At 41.1% G+C, this 23,928-nt stretch carries 20 protein-coding genes; 9 read left to right on the top strand and 11 right to left on the bottom strand.

Translation table 11 applies throughout. The features are described from left to right. Window positions 1-109: 109 nt before the first annotated feature. Genes Q0081_RS05035 through Q0081_RS05020 form a run of 4 tightly spaced genes read right to left on the bottom strand, consistent with a single transcriptional unit; the run spans window position 110 to window position 6,146 of the window. Entirely contained in the window at window positions 110-1,243 is a 1,134-nt protein-coding gene (locus Q0081_RS05035) for a DNA methyltransferase (protein WP_298349993.1), read from the bottom strand. 1 nt (window position 1,244) lies between these two features. Further along, window positions 1,245-4,838 carry a BREX system P-loop protein BrxC gene (brxC, locus tag Q0081_RS05030; protein WP_298349991.1) on the bottom strand — a complete coding sequence of 1,198 codons (3,594 nt, stop codon included), beginning with the start codon at window positions 4,836-4,838 and terminating at the stop codon, window positions 1,245-1,247. Window positions 4,839-4,852: 14 nt separating this feature from the next. Further along, entirely contained in the window at window positions 4,853-5,410 is a 558-nt protein-coding gene (locus Q0081_RS05025) for a hypothetical protein (RefSeq protein ID WP_298349989.1), read from the bottom strand. Beyond that, window positions 5,388-6,146, bottom strand: a complete 759-nt coding sequence (locus tag Q0081_RS05020; protein ID WP_298349987.1) for a BrxA family protein — start codon at window positions 6,144-6,146, stop codon at window positions 5,388-5,390. The genes Q0081_RS05025 and Q0081_RS05020 overlap by 23 nt, the downstream gene beginning before the upstream one ends. A gap of 364 nt (window positions 6,147-6,510) precedes the next feature. Here Q0081_RS05020 and Q0081_RS05015 point away from each other — a divergent pair, with 364 nt between their 5' ends. Further along, window positions 6,511-6,720 carry a hypothetical protein gene (locus Q0081_RS05015; RefSeq protein ID WP_298349986.1) on the top strand — a complete coding sequence of 70 codons (210 nt, stop codon included), beginning with the start codon at window positions 6,511-6,513 and terminating at the stop codon, window positions 6,718-6,720. A 72-nt stretch (window positions 6,721-6,792) separates the two neighbouring features. On the opposite strand, the gene Q0081_RS05010 is transcribed toward Q0081_RS05015, so the two are convergent. From Q0081_RS05010 to Q0081_RS04990, 5 genes are all read right to left on the bottom strand, one after another. Beyond that, complete coding sequence (locus Q0081_RS05010) at window positions 6,793-7,374, bottom strand: hypothetical protein (protein WP_298349984.1); 582 nt, start codon at window positions 7,372-7,374, stop codon at window positions 6,793-6,795. 798 nt (window positions 7,375-8,172) lie between these two features. Continuing rightward, window positions 8,173-8,685, bottom strand: a complete 513-nt coding sequence (locus Q0081_RS05005) for a hypothetical protein (RefSeq protein WP_298349983.1) — start codon at window positions 8,683-8,685, stop codon at window positions 8,173-8,175. A 31-nt stretch (window positions 8,686-8,716) separates the two neighbouring features. Further along, window positions 8,717-10,057, bottom strand: coding sequence for an alpha-amylase family glycosyl hydrolase (locus Q0081_RS05000; protein ID WP_298349995.1), 1,341 nt, complete (start codon window positions 10,055-10,057; stop codon window positions 8,717-8,719). Window positions 10,058-10,066: 9 nt separating this feature from the next. Then, window positions 10,067-10,528 carry a hypothetical protein gene (locus tag Q0081_RS04995; protein WP_298349981.1) on the bottom strand — a complete coding sequence of 154 codons (462 nt, stop codon included), beginning with the start codon at window positions 10,526-10,528 and terminating at the stop codon, window positions 10,067-10,069. 115 nt (window positions 10,529-10,643) lie between these two features. Then, window positions 10,644-11,834 carry an AI-2E family transporter gene (locus Q0081_RS04990; protein WP_298349979.1) on the bottom strand — a complete coding sequence of 397 codons (1,191 nt, stop codon included), beginning with the start codon at window positions 11,832-11,834 and terminating at the stop codon, window positions 10,644-10,646. A gap of 152 nt (window positions 11,835-11,986) precedes the next feature. Here Q0081_RS04990 and Q0081_RS04985 point away from each other — a divergent pair, with 152 nt between their 5' ends. The 7 genes from Q0081_RS04985 to Q0081_RS04955 all read left to right on the top strand — a co-directional run bounded on the left by Q0081_RS04985 (window position 11,987) and on the right by Q0081_RS04955 (window position 21,272). Beyond that, a complete protein-coding gene (locus Q0081_RS04985) occupies window positions 11,987-12,232 on the top strand; it encodes a hypothetical protein (protein ID WP_298349977.1) in 246 nt (81 codons plus the stop codon). Window positions 12,233-12,799: 567 nt separating this feature from the next. Beyond that, on the top strand, window positions 12,800-14,149 hold the full coding sequence (locus Q0081_RS04980) for a TolC family protein (RefSeq protein WP_298349975.1): 1,350 nt from the start codon (window positions 12,800-12,802) through the stop codon (window positions 14,147-14,149). Between the two features lie 20 nt (window positions 14,150-14,169). Continuing rightward, on the top strand, window positions 14,170-15,282 hold the full coding sequence (locus Q0081_RS04975; RefSeq protein ID WP_298349974.1) for an efflux RND transporter periplasmic adaptor subunit: 1,113 nt from the start codon (window positions 14,170-14,172) through the stop codon (window positions 15,280-15,282). A 61-nt stretch (window positions 15,283-15,343) separates the two neighbouring features. After that, window positions 15,344-18,523 (top strand): efflux RND transporter permease subunit, encoded by a 3,180-nt coding sequence (locus Q0081_RS04970; RefSeq protein ID WP_298349972.1) that lies wholly within the window; start codon window positions 15,344-15,346, stop codon window positions 18,521-18,523. Window positions 18,524-18,653: 130 nt separating this feature from the next. Beyond that, a complete protein-coding gene (locus Q0081_RS04965) occupies window positions 18,654-19,718 on the top strand; it encodes a transposase (protein WP_298349970.1) in 1,065 nt (354 codons plus the stop codon). A 28-nt stretch (window positions 19,719-19,746) separates the two neighbouring features. After that, window positions 19,747-20,013 (top strand): hypothetical protein, encoded by a 267-nt coding sequence (locus Q0081_RS04960; protein ID WP_298349968.1) that lies wholly within the window; start codon window positions 19,747-19,749, stop codon window positions 20,011-20,013. Window positions 20,014-20,234: 221 nt separating this feature from the next. Beyond that, a complete protein-coding gene (locus Q0081_RS04955; RefSeq protein ID WP_298349966.1) occupies window positions 20,235-21,272 on the top strand; it encodes a type IX secretion system membrane protein PorP/SprF in 1,038 nt (345 codons plus the stop codon). A 1-nt stretch (window position 21,273) separates the two neighbouring features. Here Q0081_RS04955 and Q0081_RS04950 read toward each other — a convergent pair whose 3' ends face one another. Next, complete coding sequence (locus Q0081_RS04950; RefSeq protein ID WP_298349964.1) at window positions 21,274-21,900, bottom strand: ABC transporter ATP-binding protein; 627 nt, start codon at window positions 21,898-21,900, stop codon at window positions 21,274-21,276. A 96-nt stretch (window positions 21,901-21,996) separates the two neighbouring features. Further along, window positions 21,997-23,160 carry a hypothetical protein gene (locus Q0081_RS04945; protein WP_298349962.1) on the bottom strand — a complete coding sequence of 388 codons (1,164 nt, stop codon included), beginning with the start codon at window positions 23,158-23,160 and terminating at the stop codon, window positions 21,997-21,999. A gap of 157 nt (window positions 23,161-23,317) precedes the next feature. Between Q0081_RS04945 and Q0081_RS04940 the strand changes: the two genes are divergently transcribed. After that, window positions 23,318-23,905 carry a thymidine kinase gene (locus Q0081_RS04940; protein WP_298349960.1) on the top strand — a complete coding sequence of 196 codons (588 nt, stop codon included), beginning with the start codon at window positions 23,318-23,320 and terminating at the stop codon, window positions 23,903-23,905. Window positions 23,906-23,928 lie beyond the last annotated feature (23 nt).

Below are 23,928 nucleotides of genomic sequence, written 5' to 3'. Positions count from 1 at the left end.
TCTTAAAGCGAGAGCCGACTGAAATGAGTTTGGCTCGTAAGCGAAAGAAAGCCGCTCGCGACGATGCTTACCTTAAAACCCTGTTAAACCAACTTAACACTTGATGCAATCACCCTAATGGAGCACCGTTTTCAAAAAGATGCTTTACTTCATCATAAGCCGGTAAGAAAAAGTCGGAACTCACAATATTAAAATGCTCCACCTTAACGGTACGCTTCTTTCTTTTTGCCTTGATGTACAAACCCAACTGAGCCAACTGAATGGCACGGTCGTCTAAGTCAACTCCATACAGGTTGTTTTCAATAATTAGTTTTGGGATGTCTACTTCGTTATAATCTGCTCCGTAGTTTTCTATTTGGTCTATGTACAAATCGTAATACATATCAAAGCCATACAACAGATAATTGCCCGATCCAGTGGAGGGGTCAATCATTCGTATTTCGTGTAGTGGCTTTCGTTCCCTTGTTTGCTGATTTGGAGCATTGGCAATTTTGTACTTGTGGCGTATTTCACTATCGGGATACATTTCCAGATAGAGCTTTCCCAAACTGTTATCTACCAAAAACTGCACTACCCATCGTGGGGTATAAACTTGGCTTTGGATGCTTACTTTGTTGTATTCTGTTTTTTCGCCACTTAGTTTATGGGCTGCTTTTTTGTAATTGTTATAGCTTTCGTATAACCAACCCAATACATCATCACTTTTCCAAATTTCGGTTTCTACTTGTGTATCGGTTTCTACCTGATTAAAGGCATTGATGATGCCTTGCAATTCTAATGCTGTTGGCAGCAAATGATACGGATGTTGAGGACTGAATAAAGGAATATCGGAAGCTAATTTTTGCAATTGGTCTTCCAGGAAAAGGAGCAAGCCTTCGGCTTCTTCATTTCTTGCATTGGGGTTTTGCTCCAACCAAGCCAAATGAGCAAAGGAACGACCACCGTGGCTTTCTCTTCGGGTTACAATTTCGGGGTGCAAGGTATGAGCTTCCATTACTTTGAGAGCCGCCAAACGATTGAACAACGTAAAGGTGAGTTCCTCCACCAACTTCTCGTAAGCATCTGCCACAGTGCCTGTTTCTGCAATAAACACCTCACGGATGGTTTCCATACGTTTGCGTTCAGCAGGCATATTTTCAATGGCTGTCAATTGCCCTTCATTTATACCCATTCTGCCCAAGCGATTGCGAAAGGCTTGGTCAATGAGTTGGCGTATATGTTCTACGTGTTCGCTAAGTTTCATATTAGTTAATTTCTATTTCATCATTATCCGATGCACTTGCCAATTTTTGCAATTCACCCTGCAACCAAGTTTTGTATTCAGCCACTTTCATTTTTGAAGCTGGCATTTTAACCGCATACTTTTTTACTGTGGGTGTTGGAGGCGTTCCGGGTTGTGGTTCGGGTGCTTTCGTTTTGATTAAACTGGCTTTAGCAATTTCAATTTCTGCCTTTTTGCTTGGATACAAATCAATGAATGAAAGCACTTCGGAATAGGTGAAACGGCTTTGTTTGTCTTTTACATCAAAATCAATCGTAATAGCAGAAAGGGTTCTTTGCTTTGCGTATTGATTAAGTGCAGTGGCTTTAGATGATGCAACTGTATTAAGGCCAACAGGCAATGTTTCAATTTCCTTTATTAGTTCAGTTGCCAAAGCATCAATCTCGGTGTATTTAGCAGCACAATCTTTCATTGAGGCACTAAAAAGCTGATGATATCCATCTTTGGTTCTTTGGGCTGCCTGTTGAAGAGAAGCAAAGTTTTTGATAACATCACCATTCAAATGATCTTCAAATTCCGTCTTGAGTTGCTCTATGGTTGAATTGCTTGTTGCAGCTTTGGTCAACTCGTCCTGTACGGCATAGACAAATGTTTTCCAGTCTTTTACTTTGGGTAAGTTGTTGCGGATAAACTTCTCTACTTTTTCTATTTCTTGCAGCGCCTTGTGAAAAGCATCTTTTGAAACTAAAAACTCTACCGCTTTATCAATATAGTTTGCTTCACTTACTGCACCCGTAAAACCACCTAAATACGCTGCGTTTTCATAGGCTTTTGGAAATAACTTATCAAATTCCTTTTCGCTGTTTCTAAGGGTGGTCACTTTATCGGCAAAATGTTTGGCTGTATCACGAACGGCAGCCACCAATTCAAAATCATTGGTATTGTAATCTACTTTGCGACCAATGTATTTTTCCACTTCTACATCTAACAGAAACTGAGCTAACTCTTGTTTCTGCATAGCAGAAAGTGATTTTGATACTGCTTTGAATGAGGCTTTTCTAAATTCACGAGCCGCATTAAAAATGTTTGATACGCCTTCATCTCTCCAAGAAAATTTTTCAGCGCCATTATATTTAGCAATTATTTTTCCTGCTCGCATTAGTGCCGCTACTGAAGATATAACTGTACCAAAAGTAAAGCCAGCCGGAGGCTGTTCAAGGTCTTTTTCCAGCGTAGCACCGTCTTTAAAAGTATTACGAACCTTGTGCAAAATTTCTTCGGCAACCTTTAGGTTTTCGCCAATGAAATTGCCCTGTGTATCAAAAAATGTAAAGTCGCGGCCTGTAAAATACTGGTGCAGACGGCCATTATTGGCTTCTTTAATTACTGCTGCTGCTACGCTATCACTCAATTGCGAAGATAATCTCTTGCTGTAAACATTCTGTGTAATTTGCTTTTGCTGAGTTTGCAGGGTTGTTTGCCAATTGTCTTTATTTAATTGTAGGGTATTGTATAAATAAATGGCTGTAGCATTTAGCAAAGAATCTTCCACCAAATCCTTAATACGATTTTGCTTTTCGCCTTTGGCAGTTGAGAAGCTAATCAATATTTTACCTTCTTCGGAATTTGGATTATTGTATTTCTGCTCTAAATAAGTAGTGCGTTCTACTTCATCTATTAAGCGGTCTAATTCTTTAAAATAACTATTGTCTGGCACTAACCACAACAGGTCTTTATCGTTTTGATGCTGTACTTTTAAGGCATCAATATCCGTGGTTCGGCTGTCTGAAATATTGTAAACGCTTTTTACTTTTAATTTTAAGTATTTCAGATTGGGTGTAGTTAGTTCATCATCATTATCGGTAGTGATAAAGAAATCATATTGTAAGCCTGTATCTGTTACTTTGGCAATTGTTTTTGTAAACTGGGCTGCTTTGTATGCAGTTACTAATTGCTTCTTTTTAACGAAGCCTTGAACGGTGAAACCGTTCATTTCATCCAATAACCTTTGCTCAATATCAGAGGTGATGCGGTAAGTTTTGTTGGTATCTAACAACACTTTTGCCTCTGTCAATACTTCAAGTGCCTTTGTTATATCATCCTGTACTTTGAACTGATCGTCTGGGTCGCTGATAAAGGATTTAATGATGTTGGGCAAAGTAGAAGGAGTAACTTCCGCTTCGGTTAAGAAATTGATGGTTTCTAAAAGTTTTCTTCCAGAAATTGATGAACCAGCTTCGGACAAAATACGTTCTGCATTATCGTAACGGCTCACCAAACGAACTGGAGGCTGTGGCTGACCTTCTTTAGCAATATGCCAACCTGTAACTGTGTGAAACAAATCGGTATGCTGTACTTCCTGCTTTAAAATATCGTAAGTAGTTATAATCATTCCCCTTGCTGCTACTTTGGTAGAAGCATAACCCTTTGTACCAAAGAGAAAGTTTTGAAGCAGGTCGAACTGATACTTGTAAAAAGGGTAATAAGTGGCGTAGTTATCTGCACTATCTGTTTTGCTGATACCTGCACCGTGAATAGAGGCGTGGTCGGCAATTTTCCCTGAATTTTTTTTGTAATGCTCAGTCAATTTTTGAATACCTGTTTCGGTTTTCTTTAAAAGCCTGTTACGAATGATTACACCAACTTCGGTTGCTTCAAGATGTATCTTAGTTTTAAAACGGTCAGTTACTTTTGTGAGCTGTGCTTTACTTACATTGGAGTTATTAATTACATCATCCAATTTTTCTTGTGCTATGGCAATAGTCCAAACCTTACCACCTAATGAAGAAAGGGATTCGCTTACACCTTCCAGGTCTAATAAGTTAAATTTTTTCTGATTAATAGCTTCACTGGCTTCATCAAAAAGGAAAATTACTTTCTCGTTCTTTTCAACCTTCAAATAGTTGCTTATTTCTTCTCTTAACCGAGCAGCACTGAACTGGTCTATATCCCTACGGATAGTGGTAATAAGGTTATCGTAATCAGCATCAGAGTTACCCTTTTTTATGAATAACTCTTTGATGGCTTTTGCGTACCTGAATGAGCTTGTTTTTAATTCATTCCAATCTAAGCCTGTAGCATCAAAAATGAAGTCTTGTACAGCAGTCTTGTTTTCACTTAGCATCAATTGGAATAAGAAAATGCCGTGTTCATTTTCAGGTAAACCAAGAGACCTTAAAAAGTTTCTGAAAAGGGTGAATGATAAGCCCTTTGAGGTGTCTTGTTTTGCAATGTCAAGAAATACTACTCTTGAGTGTATGGCATCCAATCTTGATAAAGCATTTTTCACTAAGGCTTCATCATTTATACCAATAAAACGCTGTGTTATTCTATCTCTTGCAGGTGTGCCAGCTATGATACGATTACTCAACATATAGCCAAGTAACTTACCAAAGTATGATTTACCAGAGCCATAGAAACCCGAAATCCAAACACCTGTTTCAAGAATATTGGAAGTGTATATGCCAACAAAATCGGCATATTCCTTTGCTAAACCATCTGTAACAATATAGCTTTCAATTTCAGTTTGGATTTCCTTTTCGGAAATATCTTCTAAGTCAATGACATTTTTAATGTCTTCGGATAGATCTATGGTTAGAATGTCTTTTATTTTCATTTTTATTTAATTCTTTAGTTAACAATCATACATCTGTACTTAGATGCTGGCCGAGAGTTTAGAAACATTAATTGGTCTCCATCCTGTGTGGCTGGATACAGAATGATTAAAGGTTTTTTTGATTTCATTACCAACTCACTTTCCATTAAGTGAATATTATCGATGCCACTACCATATAAAGCACCTGAATGAATCATTACTGGAATTTTATCTTCATTATATGATTTTTCAATTTTAGAAAGTATGATTGAGAATAAGTCAGGTCCTGTTTCGCCTTCCGGTGATTTGAAAATTTGATGTACAGAACCCTTCAGCAAATCAAACATATCAGCTAAATCAGATTTATTAGTTTCTACAAACGAGATAAGCAATTCATTTAGGTCAATGATTGAATATTCTGCACCCATCAGCTCATTTAATTTTACAATGAATTGGTATTCCAAATTTGGAGGGCACACCAATAAAATGGAGTTACCTCCATTGGCATTCAGTCTTATTTCAGACCGCTTGTCTGATTCGACCAATCTCTTTACTTGCGTAATGATATGTTCAGGATTTATTGCTGTACTCATAAATTGAATCGTAAGTTATTATTGGTTCTATACTTAGTTTATCACCTGTATAAACCACATTAAAATATTTTGAAAACTTTTTTTGTAATAGCCTTTCGATAAACGTTTGTTTTTCGTTGAAGCTATATTTCAACCATTCACTATTCAATAGATTTGGTTTTTCTGAAATGGCTGTTAGCCAGTAAACAAATAACACAAACATCGTATCCGATAAATTTGGATGAATGATGCTTTTATTGACTGAGCCTTCCATCAATCCAAACTTCTTTAATAATGTAAGATACTTTGAAGCTGTAGTAGTAATTGTTATTTCAGACCACTTCTTTAGATCATCTTGTGTTTCTTTTAAATCTTTTATACAAGCAACTACTTCATCGTTTTTTATTGATACCCTACCACTGTAAAAGGCAGGAAAAAAGACTTTAGAATTTAAATAGTTTAATAATTCATTATTCACAGATGCATTCCAGAATAAAAGAAAAAGCACTTCGTTTGAAATTGCATTTGCCTTTATTACAGAAAGAAAAATAGATTCTGAATTGGAATTTTTAAAACTTAAAAAAGTAGCCTTAATGGCTTTTTCAAATCGCATAACAGACTTATCCGTTTTAATAGCGGTATAGGTATGTATCCCACCTTTTTCTTTGATGGAAATCATATCTTCTGAAAGGAAAACTTGAATTAAGTTCCAATCAGGCAAACTGCCTAAAACATTTATGTCTGAGTTTACATGCATTTATTTTTTATGTCTCTTTTTGGTTATAACTTCTAATTCAGCCACTTCCGTAGCTTTTAACGCCACTTTTTCATCTTAAACAACACCATAGACTCTATTTGCCAGCCAAAGCATAAGCAATTCCTTCTCATCCATATCATACAAAAGGGCTGAGTTAGACAAGTATATTTTACTAACAGGCTTATTGTTGGCTTTCCATTTTGCTGATGTAGGCAGTGTCAACATCCCATTCAGCAGCAACCTTCCGCTATAAAAGTCCTTTTTCGTCCCGTAACTTTCTTGATTTTCTCGCCAAGCAGGTTAATACCCTTTAGTGACTTGTCCTAACAAAGGCAAATATGCTGAATTAATTGAATTAGCACAAATGTCTCTTTTGGTATTGCGAAGGGTCGGTACCGATAGCTATCGGGATGGCGGGCAAAACCAAATGTGCTCCCGAAAGCTTTCGGGATGCGGCTGGCTTTTTTGTCTGTTGGTTGATGGTAGCATTGTCGGTCTGTTAGGGTTGTTTGTAACGGTTTCGGGCTTTGTGTTCGGGCGGGTTTCGGAACACAAAACCGTCAACCAGCACTAAACTTAAATAGAAGCACAAAGCTCCAAGTTTGCACGTTACCCCGCCTGACGCAAAACCCGTGTTAACTGCAGTTTACTTTCCAAAATTTTCTTTTAATTTATTTATTATTAGCGGTGTCAATGTACTATTTTCATTTTCACTTACCTGAAAGTCTTTATCCGTCAGTAGAGAATTAAAAAAATCGACAGTTTTTATTTGATTAAGATTTGATTCAAGGAAGGAATTAGTTTCCGAAATAAATAATTGGACATATTCATCTATGTCAATTTTATCTTTTCTTAATAAGCCTTTTTGAAAAGGTATATCAAGTAATTTTTTCGGGTTTTCATAATGAGGTCTAAAACCACTCCATCCAAATTTAGGATACCTTGTTTTATTTCTGAAAATACTATAATAATCTCTATAATGAGAAAATATCGTTAAGTCAATAATTGTTATCGTGAATAGGCAAAGAAAAAAATGTTCATAAAACTCCTTCTCAATATGATTAATGTCTTGGCCTATGTTTTCCCAATTCATCCCACCAAAATAAATTGTATATTGATCTATGTCAAAAGAATCAGGGTTATTTTGGATAACAGAATTTGGTTTTTGAAATTTCAATCTTGCTAAATCATTAGGAAATTGATTTTTTAGATATTCTTTAAGTTTCATAATATGTTTTTAAAAATTGCAGTTAACATCTGTATAAACGAAACTCTATTGCGTTTATACAACGTCAGCAGATGTATAGACGCCATTATATAGAAAATTGAATGTGTACATTTTCGAGGTACGAAGAGAGCAAACCCTTCACGCTAACAGCGCCAAAAGTTCCGAGTTTCCCGAATCTACTAATACGGGTCTTATGTCGTAAACATACCTCAAATCGCTCCAAACACCGCCTCAGAGTCTATTCAACGCTCAAATATTGCATAACTTATCGAATCCGTTAAGCCTTCAGTTACCCCTCTGAACTGATAGAATGAAATTAACCGCATCGACGGTCCGACGCATCCGCAGCCCGAGACTTTAGTAGATGGCGGTTCGCCGTTGCGAATGTACAAAAAGCCCGACAGCATTTGCCACCCGGCTTTTTTATTGGGGAATGCCAAAGCGAGAAATACTCAATAAGATACAAAAAAAGGATTTGGTGAGCACTTACCGCTACCGAAGGACTGGGCGTCCCCGTTCCTTTCAATCCCGATAACTATCGGGTCCTTCCTGGCCTGGCCTACGGCCACCACGGATGTTTAGTTATTAGTGGCTGTTGTTCTGGCGGTGTATCAAATGTAATGCTACCTCTCCAATTACATTTGATACACCGCCGTAAGCTGCTTGCTGTCAGTGGCCTCATGGCTGTTTTCTGGGCGGCCGGTGCCGTACAATCTTTGAATTTAACCCCAATTACCAGAATGAGTCCTCTTTTTTATTATCATTTATCTATTTCGTCATCAATATCGTTGACTCACTTCATTTCACGATGCCCAACAAACCATGGTTTCTTGGGCACTTTCCCCAAGGAGTAAATACTATTTGGAATTGCCGAACTTTGGCCGTTCCCTGAAAGACCTCATTGAAAAAGCCGATCCAATCGCGTTTGATGTCTTTTCTTACTTCGGCCAATTGGTCATCCAGATTGTCTTTGTCTTCTTTCAACTCTTCGCGGCGCTCTCTCCATTTTGCTTTTTCGTTGGCAGAGGCTGTCTTTATTTTAGCATCTACCCGATCCATTTCTTCTTTCAGGTCTTCTTGTTTTTCCTGGATTTTGGCAGCCAGCTCTTTCCGTTCAGATTCTATGTTATCAGCAGTTTCGTTTGTAGCGTCTTTAATATCTTCCGCTACATCTTCTGCTTTGTTCTCTACTTTTTCCTGCGCATCCTGCGCATTATCGGCTGCGTCGCGTTTTTCTTCGCGTGAGCAGCCAGACAAAGAAATGAGTCCTACGGTCAACATAGCAATGACCAGTGTTGTTATCTTTTTCATGTTTTTCGCTTTATATGATATTGATTAATCCTTAATCCTGTGAATAAATGAGTGAACTATAGGCTCCCAACGATACATTAGCGGTAAAAAGGCCTTCATTTTGCAAAGCAGTTGCCTCGGTATCGTAGCTAAAATGATTCTGAAACTCGGTATCATATGCTTCCCAATCGCAGTTAAAGCGTATTTTCCAAATGCCTTCCCCCGGAAATTTCACCACATAATCAATCACGGCTTGGTGCGAAAAATTCAGCACAACTACCGTACTGTCACCCGCGCCTCCGTCCATCCACCGATGAAAAGCAATGATTTTTTTCTCATTGTCTACGTGCAGAATCTCGACGTGTTGCCCAGTAAGGCCGCGCGTAGTTGCGGAAATATTGCGCCGCAGTTGAATCAAATCCCGGTACAATTTGACAAACCCTTTGAATTCCGAAAAGCGTGACCAATCAATGGGGTCGGTATCGTCAAACCATTTATCTTCCAACACGGTTTGTCCCTGAAACAACATCGGCACGCCCGGTGAGGTCATCATCAAAGTGGCCCCGAGCGTAGAACGTTTTTTGGCATACCACGTATTGACATCGTCCCGACCAGCTATTTCCTGCACTACCCGGGCTTTCCCGTTGGATACTTCATCGTGCGATTCTGTATAAATTACCCGTTGAAATGCACTGTTGTAATAGGTATGCAAAATAGCCCCAGCCACTGCATTCATGTCTCTGTCTTCATCATTCATGCTAATAATGGCATGTCGAATCGGGTTTACAAACTGAGCATCCCACTGACTGCTGTAGCACAAACCACCCTCCTCAATCGGCGCCGTGATGACATTAAGCGTGTGCAAATCTTCCGCAATGGTAAATTTTTGAGGAAACCTGTTTTTGATTTCCGAATTAATCCACTGCATCAGCGAATAGCCTTCCTGTAAGCCATTGGCAGGATTGCCATCGGCATTTACGTTTCGAATGTAAGGAATCATATCCATCCGCAACCCGTCAATTCGGTACTTTTCAAGCCACATCAGGGCATTGTCAAAAATGTATTGCCGTACTTCAGAACGTCCGTAATCCGGCCGGGTTTCTCCCCAAGGGGTTTTGGCTCGCCAATCATTGTAAAAATAAATACCTCCCAATCCATTTTCACTCCAACCGTCAAACTGCCAAATATCCATGTCGGTTGGCCCGAAGTGGTTATAAACAACGTCCAATAAAATGGCAATTCCTTTGGCATGAGCCGCTTTTACCAACTCTTTCAGCCCCACGGGCCCACCGTATTCGGATTCGACCGCAAACGGATGAGCGGGATTATAGCCCCAGGAATACCCTCCCGGAAACTCAGCTATGGGCATAATTTCAAGGGTATTGACACCCAGTGCTTTAAATTAGTTGAGCCGTTCGATGACACTGTAAAAATCGCCCGGCTTATTTTCTTCTTTCACGTTGAATGTTCCAACGTGCAGTTCATAAATCACCAATTCATTCCAATTGGGCATTTGAAAGTTATCGTCTCCCCAATCAAAATCAGCATCGTGAATAATACTGTTTCCTACTGAATTGGTCAATTCGAGCGCGTAGGGATCATTTCGCCATAATTCGCCTACCGACGTTTTGAGGTAATATTTGTACTGTTGTTCGGGTTTGGCATTCGGTACTTCTACCGACCAATTGCCGTTTTCTTCCTTCACAAGCGGCGTTGTGTTTTTTTTCCAGCCGTTAAAATCACCTACGACGGATACCTTTTGGGCATTGGGTGCCCACACCCGAAAAGAAACGCCTTCTTCGGTTGGGATAGCTCCCATGCCCTCTGTTTTACTTGAATGTTTGAGCGTACTAATTGCTGTCATTTTGGGAAAATGTAGAATGTTGACTATAGAAAAAGAAAAAAATTTATTCCACTTCCCTTTTTAACCCCAAGTTGAGAATCTCTGAAAAAACCGGGCATTTATTTCCCCAAACCAGTCAGAGGGCAGATTTAGAGGTTCCTTTTTTCTTAAACAGGTATTTCACATCGTTGGTAGTCTCAGTCAATGTCTCCACCACTTCTTTTTCCATTTGCTGCACTTTTCGGGTTTTCTCAACACGCTCTTTCACTACTTCCGGTTCACCCATCAAATAGCCGTAGGGCTTAAGCGGCTCTACTGCATCAAAGATTACTTTCAACGTCGCCGTCAGAGGTAATGCTAACGCCATTCCGGAAAGCCCCCATAAAGAGCCTCCCAAAAAGAGCCCTAAAATTGCTACCAAAGGATTGACACTGATTTTGGAACCGACAATGTAAGGAGTAATGACATTGCCTTCGAGCATTTGAATGAAGAAAAATACCCCCGCTACACCCACGGCATACATCGGCGAATCTTTCGTCACCAGAGCCACCACAATGGGAAGAATAGACCCCATCAAAATTCCGATGTAAGGAAGAATCAGAAGAGAAGCCGCCAAAAAGCCAAAAAAGAAAGCCGACGGAATCCCCAACGCGAGCAGTCCGATGGAATTGAGCGTTCCTATAATGAGAGTTACAATAAACAGACCCGAGAGATAGCTGTGCACTACGTCATAAATCTTGCCCAGTACTTCGTTTATCTTCGCTTTTTTAACGTCTTTAAAAACTTTGTAAAAAAACTGTTTGAACAAATCGCGGTAGTAAAGAAGAAAGAAGACATAAACAGGTAAAATAGATAGATTTGTCAGCATATTGGTAGTGGTAGTCAGGGCTGTACCCACCAAGGCCCGGCCGCTGTTGGCCAGATTCTGGGTATATTTTTGAAGCTCATTCAACTGCCGGCTTGGCGGAATCTTGAACTGGTCAAAGGCCCATAACTGTATTTTGTTCAAAGAAGTATTTACTTTTTCTGTTAATTGAGGCAGCATTTCTGTAAAATCAGCCACTTGATAACACAATACAGCTACAATGCCCGCCCCTACCAACGTAAAGGTTAAAATACCGATGGTAATAGAAACAACCCTTCCCAGATTTTTACGTTCGAGCCAAGCTACCAAGGGGTACATGGCCATGGAAAATAGAATAGAAAACAACAAAAGCGGGATAATAGAATCCAAAACGTACATCCAGTAAACCAGAATGGTGACGCAGATAAGAGCGAACGCCAAGCGGACTACGTAAGGAAAATTATATTCTTGAATGGGCGGCATGACTGTCTGTTTTCTTTTTAATTGTTGAGACAAAGATTTAAAATCCCGTTCCAATAAAATCCAGTCTATTCATGAGGCATACTTTCCCCAGTACAACCGGAATGGCTTTTTTAGCCAGTTCGTTATTGAATTCACCTAAAATCAGAATCACTATGAAAACTATTCACTCATTTGACCCCATGTCTGACCCCGTCAAAGAACCGACACCGGTCCCCGGACCTCATACTGTACCGCCGGGTATTGAGCCGCATCCGGCACAACCCGAAATTCAGCAACCGGAAATTCCTGATATAGAGCCGAATAAACAGGAACCACCAGTGCCGTCACCGCAAATTCCTGATATCAACGGGGAGAAAAACGAAATCGTGAACGGTAAGGCAGAAGTGTTTGAGAAGTGAATTTTTAGAATTTCGGCCGCGGTGGGCCCGCCCCTTATTGATTGGCGCGGACTCGCCGCTTTTAATGTGTTCGCTTCGGCAAAATATTCACTTTATGAGTGTATTTTCTTCATTCAATCTTTGCAGACTTTTAGCTTCCTGAACACTAATTTTGGTTTCATGGTGAGTTTTACCCCTTATTATCACAAACATCTCAATGACTGCTTTTAAAATTTTATTGTTTTATCATCTATATCCACCGAAGTTAGTCTTTTGCATCATTCGAATTTCTTAACACTCCCAATGACTCGTTTTATTTTCTGAAAAGTACCTTTTACGTAGGTTAAAAGTAAAAAATACACGCAGTTCGGTTAGGTAAGAATTAATGCTTATAAATACTCCGCCTGTACTCTCACGGCACTCCCCTCTCTTTGGCGAGCCCACCTTTTTGAAGCTTTTGCCTTTCCGATATCCCGCCCCATTTGCGGTTTATTTTCCGTCTAACGACTCCTGAATCTCTGGTCATCCGTTGTTTATTCGGCCTTTATTTTCTTTTTTATTTTCTGTTTATCATAACTTTTACCCTGAATGAACTATTGGTCCAAATCAGATAAAAAGATTTTTTTCGCCTTTGTTGCCGCTCTGCTTTTTTGTCAATCTTACGGCTCACTTTTTGCTCAATCTCCCCTCGGCACCGCAACCTTAGACAAAGCTACGCTGGAAGAAGTCGTTAAGTATGCCATCAGAAACCAACCGGCAATCCAACAATCTGTGATTGATGAGCGAATCACGGAAAACAATATCAAAAACCGACTTGCCGATTGGTATCCACAAATCAACTTCAATTATAATCTGCAACACAATTTCATCGTCCAAACTAGCATCATTGGCGGAAACCCCGTTAAGCTGGGCGTCAAGAACTTATCAGCGGGACAGTTGACGGTATCACAGGCTATTTTTAACCGCGATATTCTTCTGGCCCGACGAACTCAGAATGATGTTCGCTTACAATCCAGCCAACTTACTGCTTCCAACAAAACCGATTTGGCCGTTGACGTGTCCAAGGCTTTTTATGATGTTTTGACTACCAAGCAGCAAATTGATGTTTCCAACGAAGACATTGTGCGGCTGGAAAGAAGCTTAAAAGATGCTCAAAATCAGTACAAAGCGGGAGTCGCCGATAAAATTGATTACAAACGCGCATTGATTTCACTGAACAATACCAAAGCCGCCCGAAAAAGCAACGAAGAGGTATTGACAGGTAAAGTGGAATACCTCAAGTCATTGATGGGCTATCCGAAAGAGCAGGAATTGAGTCTTCAATACGATACGCTGCAATTGGAACAGGAGATTTTTTTGGACACGCTCCAAAACGCGGATTATACGGAACGTATTGATTATCAACTGTTAAGCACTCAAAAGCGATTATTGGAATATAATTTTCAATATACCAAATGGAGTTATTTACCTACGGTAGCTGCTAACGGAGCCTATAATTTAAACTTTCAAAACAATCAGTTTTTGGACCTTTACAGCAAAATTTTCCCAAACTCTTTTTTAGTCCTAACGCTTTCGTTACCTATTTATCAGGGCGGAAAACGAAAAATCAATACCAACACCGCCGAATGGCAATTGAAACGAATTAATTTGGACATCAAACGCCTTCAACTGAACGTCAACGCCGAATATGTGCGGGCCTTGGGCAACTACAAAGGAAGTTTGATCAATCTGCTTACCCAAAAAGAAAACAGGGATTTAGCAAAAGAAGTCTACGACATTATTCAATTGCAATATCGGTCGGGTATAAAAACCTACCTGGAAGTCATTACCTCCGAAACGGATCTGCGATTGGCGCGTATCAATTATTACAACGCCCTCTATCAGGTTCTTTCCAATAAAATTGATGTACAACGAGCCCTCGGCCAACTTAATTATTAATCACTGAATCTCCGGCTATCATGTATTCGAATCCTATACACTATGTTACCATCGCTTTGTCTATCCTATTGTTGACTTCCTGCGATAAAAAAGAAGAACAAAAAGCAGCAGCCCAACAGGCACCTCCTGCCGTTCCCGTCACGCTGGAGGAAGTTACCACGACGGATGCCGTTTATTATGATGAATATCCGGCTTCCATTACGCCCTTAAATCAGGTAGAGTTGCGCCCGCAGGTGACGGGCTTTATTACGGGTGTTCATTTTCAGGATGGAGCCCGAGTCAGAAAAGGGCAACTTCTGTATTCTATTGACGCTCAATTGTATTCGGCTAATTATGAACAAGCCGTAGCCAATCTCAAAGTACAGGAGGCCAACGTCAATAAAGCACAAAAAGACGCGGACCGTTACCACGAATTGGATAAAAATGATGCCGTAGCCAAGCAGTTGGTTGACAATGCCGATGCTGCCCTGGAAGTAGCAAAAAAACAGGCTGAAGCGTCCAAAGCCAACATTTCGGCAGTATCTACTGGCTTAAGATACACCAAAGTGTACGCACCTTTTGACGGTATTATCGGAATATCATTGGTAAAAGCAGGAACTGCCGTTTCAGCAGGGCAAACTGTGCTGAATACGGTTTCGACCGATGGGCAGCTTGCCGTTGATTTTGGCGTAGACCAAAAAGAAATTTATCGGTTTACGACATTACTGAAAAATAACAAATCCAAAGACTCGACTTTCACGCTGGCTTTTGGCAAAGACATTTACCCTTATCCAGGTAAGATTCAGCTCATTGACCGCGCCGTAGACCCACAAACGGGAACTATCAAAACGCGCTTGATTTTCCCAAACCGCGATAATTTACTGCGCGCCGGCATGAACGGAACAGTGCGGGTGCTAAACCGCGCTTCCACCAAATCTGTCGTAATTCCGTACAAAGCAGTAACCGAGCAATTAGGTGAGTTTTTTGTGTATGTGGCCCGCGACAGCAGCAAAGTAAGTCAGCGGCGAATTGTGCCCGGACAATCTTTGGGAACCAAAATCATTGTCAAAGAAGGCTTGAAAGAAGGCGAAAAAATTGCCGTAGAAGGTGTGCAAAACTTACGCGAAGGCTCAGTGATAAAAACGGACAAATAACTCATTTACAATTGCTTTTTTCAATCAAAAATCGACAATTGCAAATCTAAAATCTCCCGAAATGATTGCAGATATTTTTATAAAAAGGCCCATTACCGCCATCGTCTCGTCGATTGTGATTGTATTGGTGGGGCTAATCGCCCTGTCTACGTTGCCCATTGCCCAATACCCCGACGTCACTCCGCCAACGGTGTCTATTTCGGGAAACTTCATCGGGGCCGATGCGCAAACGGTGGAACAAACAACCACCACGGCCATGGAAACGCAGGTCAACGGCGTACCGGGCATGAGCTATATGTCCAGCACCAGTACAAGCAGCGGACAAAGCGGCATCAACGTTGTGTTTGAGGTCGGAACCGACGTAAATATTGCTGCACTCGACGTGCAAAACCGCGTCAGTGTGGCAGAACCTTCCCTGCCCGATGCCGTCAAACGCTTGGGAATTACGGTTCGGAAACGACAACCCAGCATCATGGTAGTATTGGCGCTGTATTCACCCAAAGGCACCCACGATGCGCAGTTCATTGGAAACTACGCCAACATTTATCTGAAAGATGCTTTACAACGGGTGAAAGGCGTGGGCGATATCGTATCCCGCGCCGACGATTTTGGAATGCGTATTTGGTTGAATCCCGACAAACTCGCTTCACTTCGTATGACTCCTGCCGATATTTCAGCGGCACTTTCGGAGCAGAATCTACAAATTGCCGCAGGAACCGTGGGTGGAAATCCGCAGCCCAATACCCAAACCTTTGAATATAGTGTACTGACTAACAGCCGGTTGAATACCAAAGAACAATTTGAAGATATTGTGGTGCGCTCCTCACGTACCGACGGTCGCGTGGTGTATCTGCGCGATGTGGCGCGGGTTGAATTAGGTAAGTTTGACTACGGAGCCAACGCGTTTGTCAGCGGAAAACCGGCCGCTTTTGTCTTGATTTATCAGGCACCCAGTGCCAATGCCCTCGAAACGTACGACGGCGTAGTAAAAGCCCTGGAATCTATGAAGAAAACGTTTCCCAAAGACATTGACTACGTGATGCCAACCGAAACGGCTACCGTAGTGCGGGTTTCGATTGATGAAGTATTAAAAACCTTCGGCGAAGCCATGATTCTGGTTATTATTGTGGTATTCCTGTTCTTGCAAAACTGGCGCGCTACGTTGATTCCCATTTTGGCCATTCCCGTTTCGCTCATCGGTACGTTTATTTTCTTCATTCCCTTTGGGTTTACCATCAATACACTGACGCTGTTTGCGTTCGTGTTGGCTATTGGTATCGTGGTGGATGACGCTATTGTGGTGGTGGAAGCGGTGCAACACAATATTGACCACGAGAAACTTTCACCCAAAGACGCAACGGCTAAAGCGATGAAAGAAATTTCGGGGCCGGTTATTGCCATTGCCTTGATTTTGGCGGCGGTTTTCGTGCCCGTTAGCTTTGTACCGGGCATTGTAGGTCGTCTTTATCAGCAGTTTGCCATTACGATTGCCGTATCGGTACTGTTATCGGCTTTCGTAGCCTTGTCGCTTACGCCTGCGCTGTGTTCTACCATGCTGCGTCCTTCCAAAGGTGCCAATGACAGGAAAAATTTCATGGAGAAACTCTTCGACCGTTTCAATAAATGGTTTGAGAAAGTATCGCATTCCTATACCAACGGCGTTGCCAAATGGATCAAGGGTACGCCTTACGTGATGGTGATGATGGTGTGTTTGTTTGTGGGTTTATTCTTTCTGTTTAAAAACAAACCGACGGGTTTTATTCCGGTCGAAGACGAAGGCCGCCTTTTTGTGACGTATGAAATGCAGGAAGCTACCTCTACCACGCGCAACATCGCGATGATCAAGGAAGTGATGAAACGGGTCGAGTCCATTCCCGAAGTGCGGGTAGTGGGTGGATTGGCAGGATTGAACATTCTCAGTTTTTCCAATAAATCCAACGTAGGGACGCTGTTCATCAACCTGCATCCGTGGGCTGAACGAAAAGGCGCTGAGCACCATGTTCAGAGCGTTATTAAGGAAATTCAAAAACGCACCGCCGATATTAAAGAAGCCCGCGTTCTGGCGATTGCTCCACCTGCCATTCCGGGTTTAGGAGCTACATCAGGATTTACGTTTCAGTTACAACAAACCACCAGTACCGACAATATTCAACAATTTGAAGGCGTAGCCCGTAAATTTCTCGGTGCACTGACCAAGCGCCCCGAAATCGGTGCGGCGTTTACGTTTTTCAACACCCGAACTCCAAGTTACAAAATTGACGTAGACCGTGAAAAAACCAAAAAATTGGGCGTCTCGGTATCCGAAGTATTCAGTTCATTGTCAGCCATGTTGGGAAGTAGCTACGTGAATGATTTCAACCTGTACGGACGAAATTTCCGCGTCGTAGTGCAGGCCGACAGCAGTTTCCGCACGTCGTTGGATAAGGTTGAAAAATTCTACGTGCGAAACCGGGAAGGAAATATGATTCCGTTGAGTTCTTTAATTACGACGAAAGTCATTGAGAATCCGGCGCTTATCTCTCACTACAACATTTACCGCTCGGTCGAAATCAACGGAACACCCAAGCCCGGCTTCAGTAGCGGTCAGGCCATTACTGCCCTTCGTGAAGTAGCGGCAGAGACGTTGCCTGAAGGATACGGTTACGAGTTTTCGGGCATGAGCAGCGAGGAAATCAAGGCGGGTGACAGTACCACCACCATCTTTGCCATTTCAATCGTGTTTGTCTTCCTGTTTTTGGCAGCGCTGTATGAGAGTTGGTCCATTCCGTTTTCAGTGCTTTTTGCCGTTCCCATCGGTGCGTTCGGTTCCATTTTAACGCTGACATTTTTACCCAATTTATCCAACAATATCTACGCCCAAATCGGATTGATTACGTTGATTGGGTTGGCGGCCAAAAATGCCATTTTGATTGTGGAGTTTGCCAAAGAACGAGTTGACAACGGCATGGAATTGGTCAAAGCCACCTTGGAAGCCGTGCAATTACGCCTTCGCCCTATCATTATGACTTCATTAGCGTTTATTTTGGGCGTTTTGCCTTTAGCATTTGCCAGTGGAGCCGCTGCCGAATCGCGCAAAACCATCGGTTGGACGGTATTTGGAGGAATGCTCGCTGCTACTTCGTTGGCCATTTTTGTGGTTCCTGTTCTTTTTGTTCTGATTGAAAAAATCAGCATGGGCAAGAAAAAGAGATTGGAAAATGAACAAAAAACTGGTGCTGCTGCGCCAGCATCTATTGAGTAGTATACGTATTTGTTTTACCATATAAGAAAAGATGACTTATATTCAATATGTTCGCCAAATACTGTGATTAAATGAATAAAAGCACTTTTACAGTTGTTATATGGTTTCCAGACCTAAACAACTTGTAAAAGTGCAAACAATTATCGAACTATTAAAAGTATTAAACTCTCAGTTCAATACGACAAATTTACAACATTTTGCAGTCATAATTGATAGTATATTTGGGATTTATAATTCAGTAACTACTTTATCGGTCTCCAGATATAGTACTTTAAGTTATCGAACAGTACAAAGATTTTATGCTTTAAAAGACATTAATTGGCTTGCAATAAATCTTCTGTTGTTCAAGCATTTTATATATAAAAAAGATAAAAAATACTTGTTAGCAGCGGATGAGACCGTGAAAGGCAAAGCAGGTAAACAAACTTATGGAATTGGTCTGTTTTACTCTTCAATACAAAAGCAAGTTATCAAAGCCATTAGTTTTTTAGTAATTTGTATTATTGATATTGATGAAAAAAAGTCCTACATTTTAGCGTCACAACAACTAATTGTTACTAATTTACAAAAAGCAAAAAAGACTGCCTGCAAAATCAATAAATCAACTCAAAATGCCTTACCTAAGGCAAAAGGAAGGCCGAAAGGTTCAAAAAATAAGCCAAAAACCGAATCAGAAGGCACTTCTTATCAAGTACTTAAATCGCTTTTAAGCTTAGTAAAGAGTGAATTAAAAGTGTTTATACCTGATTTGAACTGTTTTTATTTAGCGCTTGACGGTTTTTATGGTCATGAAGCTTATTTACTTTTAGCAATTGAGCAGGGATTAAATATTATTTCAAAATTCAAAACAAATGCTCACTTGATTTTACCTTTTGATGGCAAACAATCGGGTATAGGAAGACCAAGGGTATTAGGTGAAAAAGTGAATTTAGACAAAATTGACGAAAAGTTTTATGTCAAAACAATCAAAGATGATGACTCCAATGTTTCAACTAAGGTTTATCAATTTGAAGCATTTACACCTAAAATATCGGGTATAAAATTGAATGTTGCAGTAATGATTCATACTCATCTTATTACAAAAAAAGTATCTCGAAATGTGCTTTTCTCAAACGATTTAACTTTAAGTTCAGAGTCAATAATCAATTTTTACTCCTTACGATTTCAAATTGAGCGGACCGCCGCCGCGGTTTGATTTCAGGGATGCCAAACAATTTTATGGCTTGGCTGATTTTAAAAACTATAAAGAAATTCAGGTAACCAATGCAGCAAATATGGCATTTAGCATGACTGTAATTGGTAAGTTAGTCTTAGAAAAATACAAAAACAAGCTATACTGCTCGTCAATGGGCATAATTGACTTAAAAGCTACTTTTAGAGCAGAAAAATACGCTGAAATACTTTTAAATAGTAACGAAAATGACCATATTGAATATTTAAATAGTCCGCTATTCTTAAAAATCGCCAGATTAGAGGCTATTCACATTTAAACTTGGCGAACATATTGATATTTTCTTATATGGTAAAAATAAATGCATGATTCTCTAACCTTAAAAGATAATTTCAATGACTATCGGTACATCCAAAAGCGGCATTCCACCTTTTCAGCAGCCTTTTTTAAAACCTGGATAACATTTACTTGAAAAAACCGTTAAATTCACGAAGATTTAATGATTATTTTGGCAAAATGTTTGCAGTAGCGTTTGGTATCATGAAGAGAAGATTATCTTTAACCTTGCTTTTTGGGCTTACTTTGTTGATGGTGCAAGCCCAAGACCCTCAATTTTCGCAATTTTATGCGAATCCCCTATACCTGAATCCGGCTTTTGCAGGAGGAGCTTTGGCTCCGCGCGTAATGATGAATTACCGCAATCAGTGGCCGGGCTTAGCTGCCAACTATGTGACAACTTCCTTTGCCGTTGATCATTTCTTTGCGGGAGTAAACAGCGGGGTAGGATTGATGTTTGTTAACGATACCCAGGGAACGGGCAGTCTTCGTACATCCGAAGTCACGGCGCAGTATGCGTATCAACTTAAATTTAATGAAAATACCGCACTGCGCATGGGTTTGTCGGGAACGTATGCCAATCGCCGGGCTAATCTTAGTGATTTAACGTTTGGTGACCAATACACCAATCGCGGTTTTACAGGAAATGCCACTGCTGACCCACTCGCTGCTAACGGTACACCCTCAATTGGCTACATGAGTTTTTCAACGGGATTGTTATTGTATTCAGATAAGTATTGGATTGGAGTGGCAGCAGACCACATCAATCGCCCTGAACAGGGATTTTTTCAGGTGGGTGACGGTACTCGTCTCCCCATCAAAGGGAGTTTGCACGCAGGTCTTCGTATTCCTTTTGGGGGTTATACGGGCTTAGGCGACGAATGGGACAGAGAGAAAACCATCTCACCCGCCATTAATTACAAATTTCAGGGAAAATACGACCAGTTGGATTTAGGAGTTTATCTCACCTATTCTCCTATTGTTTTGGGACTTTGGTACCGTGGTTTACCCATTAAAAAGTACGTTAGCAACATTTCCAACCGCGAGTCACTTATAGTCTTAGTAGGATACCGACAAGATAAATTCTCCTTTGGATACAGCTACGACATTACGATTTCATCATTGGGATTGCCCAGCGGAGGTTCACACGAAATCTCATTGGCTTATACGTTTGACTTTGAACCTTCTCCGCGTACTCGACGAGTAAAGAAAGACAAACAACTTTCCTGTCCGAAATTCTAAATCACAAATTTACTTGATTCGAAAATACGTCTTTTAACCGCTGGTCGTGGGTCACTACAATCAGGCTTGCGCCTATTTGTTCGGATTGATTTTTAAGAAGTTCGATGACCTTCCGACAGTTTTCATCGTCTAAGTTGGACGTTGGCTCATCGGCCAAAATCACGGCAGGATTGTTCATTAATGCCCGGGCGATACTTACCCGTTGCTGCTCCCCCTGACTCAATTGATTGGTTTTTTTGGAAAGATGATCGGCAAACCCCAATTGCTCTGCCAATTGGCGAGCATGATTTTTATCCTGTGGCTTTTGCGCTAAATAATTAGGCAAAATAACATTGTCCATCACACTGAGTGAACTTACAAAATGCGGGCGCTGATACACAATGCCAATTTGACCAGCACGTACTGCCGCCGCTTCTGCGGCCGACAGCGGAGCAATATCCTTACCGTTTATTAGTATTTCTCCAGTTTCAGGCCGTAACAACAGGGCCATCAGGTGCAACAAGGTAGTTTTCCCCTTCCCCGATTGCCCCAAAATCAACAGGGCTTCTCGGTCAGCACACGAAATATCAGGAAATGAAAAATGCTTTTGAGGACTATACGAAAAGGTAAGGTTTTTACAGGAAATCATAGATAATGGAATTAGGAAGTATGACTTAGGAAGTAAGATTACTTCTTATTTCCTAAGTCATACTTCAATAAGATAAGAGGTCTGTGATTCATTATGTTATTGTCCAAACCGACGTTTTACGATTTCAAGTAAATCGCCTACTACATCGCCCGTCATGTCCCACAAATGCTGCGAGGCAAATTTGTAGGTAATTAAGGCTCTTGCCGTTGCAAAATCAGGTGCTTGCTCCAATTCAGCAATGGCCGTTTCATAAGCGCTGTTACTTCCGCCAAACAGATGATGAATAAACATAAATTTTTGATTGAGCGGAATATTTTGCGAAATACTGGCAATCGGCTGTTTTTGATACATATCAGACATGCTCGATTGTTCGGTACGCAATGTATCATTCAACGATGCCTTACCGCTTGTTCCATTACTCGCCACAGATTCATTGAGGCTTGTAGGAGGAGTAGGAGGAACATACGTTGGCACAACCAGTGCAGGCGACGGCGGGGTTACTTCATTCCATTTCTTCTCCTTTGGCTGCTCTGCGGGTGGCGCAGGAATCGAATCCGTTTCAGGGATCAATGTATCAAAAAACGATTGATTGGGTTCGGGTTCAGGAACTTTATCGGGCTCAACGCGAGCTACCTTTTTTAATAAAGAAGACACTTCCAAAGGCACTTTTTCTGAAAACACACCTACCCATTGGTCGATGGAGTCCAATTCAGAAGACCGTTGATTAATGGCATTTTCTGACCATTCAATGGCTTGATTTACGTACACAAATGCGCGTTCGGCCATGGACTCGGTCATTGCCTGAGCCACAAACTTGTTGAAACGAATGTACTTACGCAATTGTTGAACGGTATCGGAAGTAACCGTAAAATTGGGTTGGTTCCGAAAAATTTCGTTGAAATAGCTATGAGGGTCTATCAGCAGAACTAACGTATTTTTAGTAGCCTCGGCCAATATAGGCTCCAAAGCTTCGCGTTTTACCGAAATATTACGCGACACTACGTTCATAAATTGTTTTAATGACTCTTTGACTTCCGTGTTTTCAAAGTCAAAAAACGGGCTTCGAAACGTTTCCGCATCCGCTTTCCATTTATCGTATAAACTACTGATAACAAACAGATTTATCTGCGGGATAGCCGTTAAATTCAGAATATGCTGACCTGAAGCAGCGGCATTATGAATAAAAAAATCGTCGCAAACTTGACGCGCAAATCGCTGACTGTAATCGTTGAGAGCGCTAAGATTAAACTTGTGGAGCATCCTAAAATTTGTTTGTTTTGTAAAGGTAACGGGCCAAAACCAGTTATCCGTTATCGGTTATCCGAAAAATTTTTTACTTGTTATCCATGCAAGTTAGCGGATTGCTAACTGTAGACGATAAAGGCTGCGCGCCCGCTGTAAATTGTAAACTAAAATTATGTTCATCGAACCCAATCATCATTCAAAAAATATGCAGCCTCGTACGGGTTGGATAGAGGTAGTGTGCGGCTCTATGTTTTCCGGTAAAACCGAAGAGCTGATTCGCCGCCTCAACCGGGCGAAAATTGCCCGCCAAAAAGTCGAAATATTCAAACCTGCCATTGATAAACGTTACCACGAGCAGGACATTGTTTCTCACAATGAAAATTCGATTCGTTCTACACCCATCAATGCTGCCGAGGAAATTTTACTCTTTGCCAGCGACTGCGACGTGGTGGGCATTGACGAAGCCCAATTTCTGGACAATAGCCTGGTAGAGGTTTGTAACCGCCTTGCCACCAACGGAAAACGGGTGATTGTGGCGGGTTTGGACATGGATTTTGCGGGAAAACCGTTTGGTCCCATGCCCCAATTAATGTCCATTGCCGAATACGTTACCAAAGTCCACGCGATATGTGTCGTTTGTGGAGAAGTAGCGCAATATTCGTACCGAAAAGTAACCTCTCAAGACAAAATATTACTCGGCGAAACCGATTCCTACGAAGCTCGTTGCCGCAGATGCTACAATTTGGAAGATTTGGCTTGATTTTTGTTGAGGGTTGCGTATAG

Origin of the sequence: Runella sp., from assembly GCF_027484545.1 — a bacterium.
Taxonomy (GTDB): Bacteria; Bacteroidota; Bacteroidia; order Cytophagales; family Spirosomataceae; genus Runella.
Note: the sequence above shows the minus strand (reverse complement) of the source record. Positions and strands in the feature narration are given on the sequence as shown.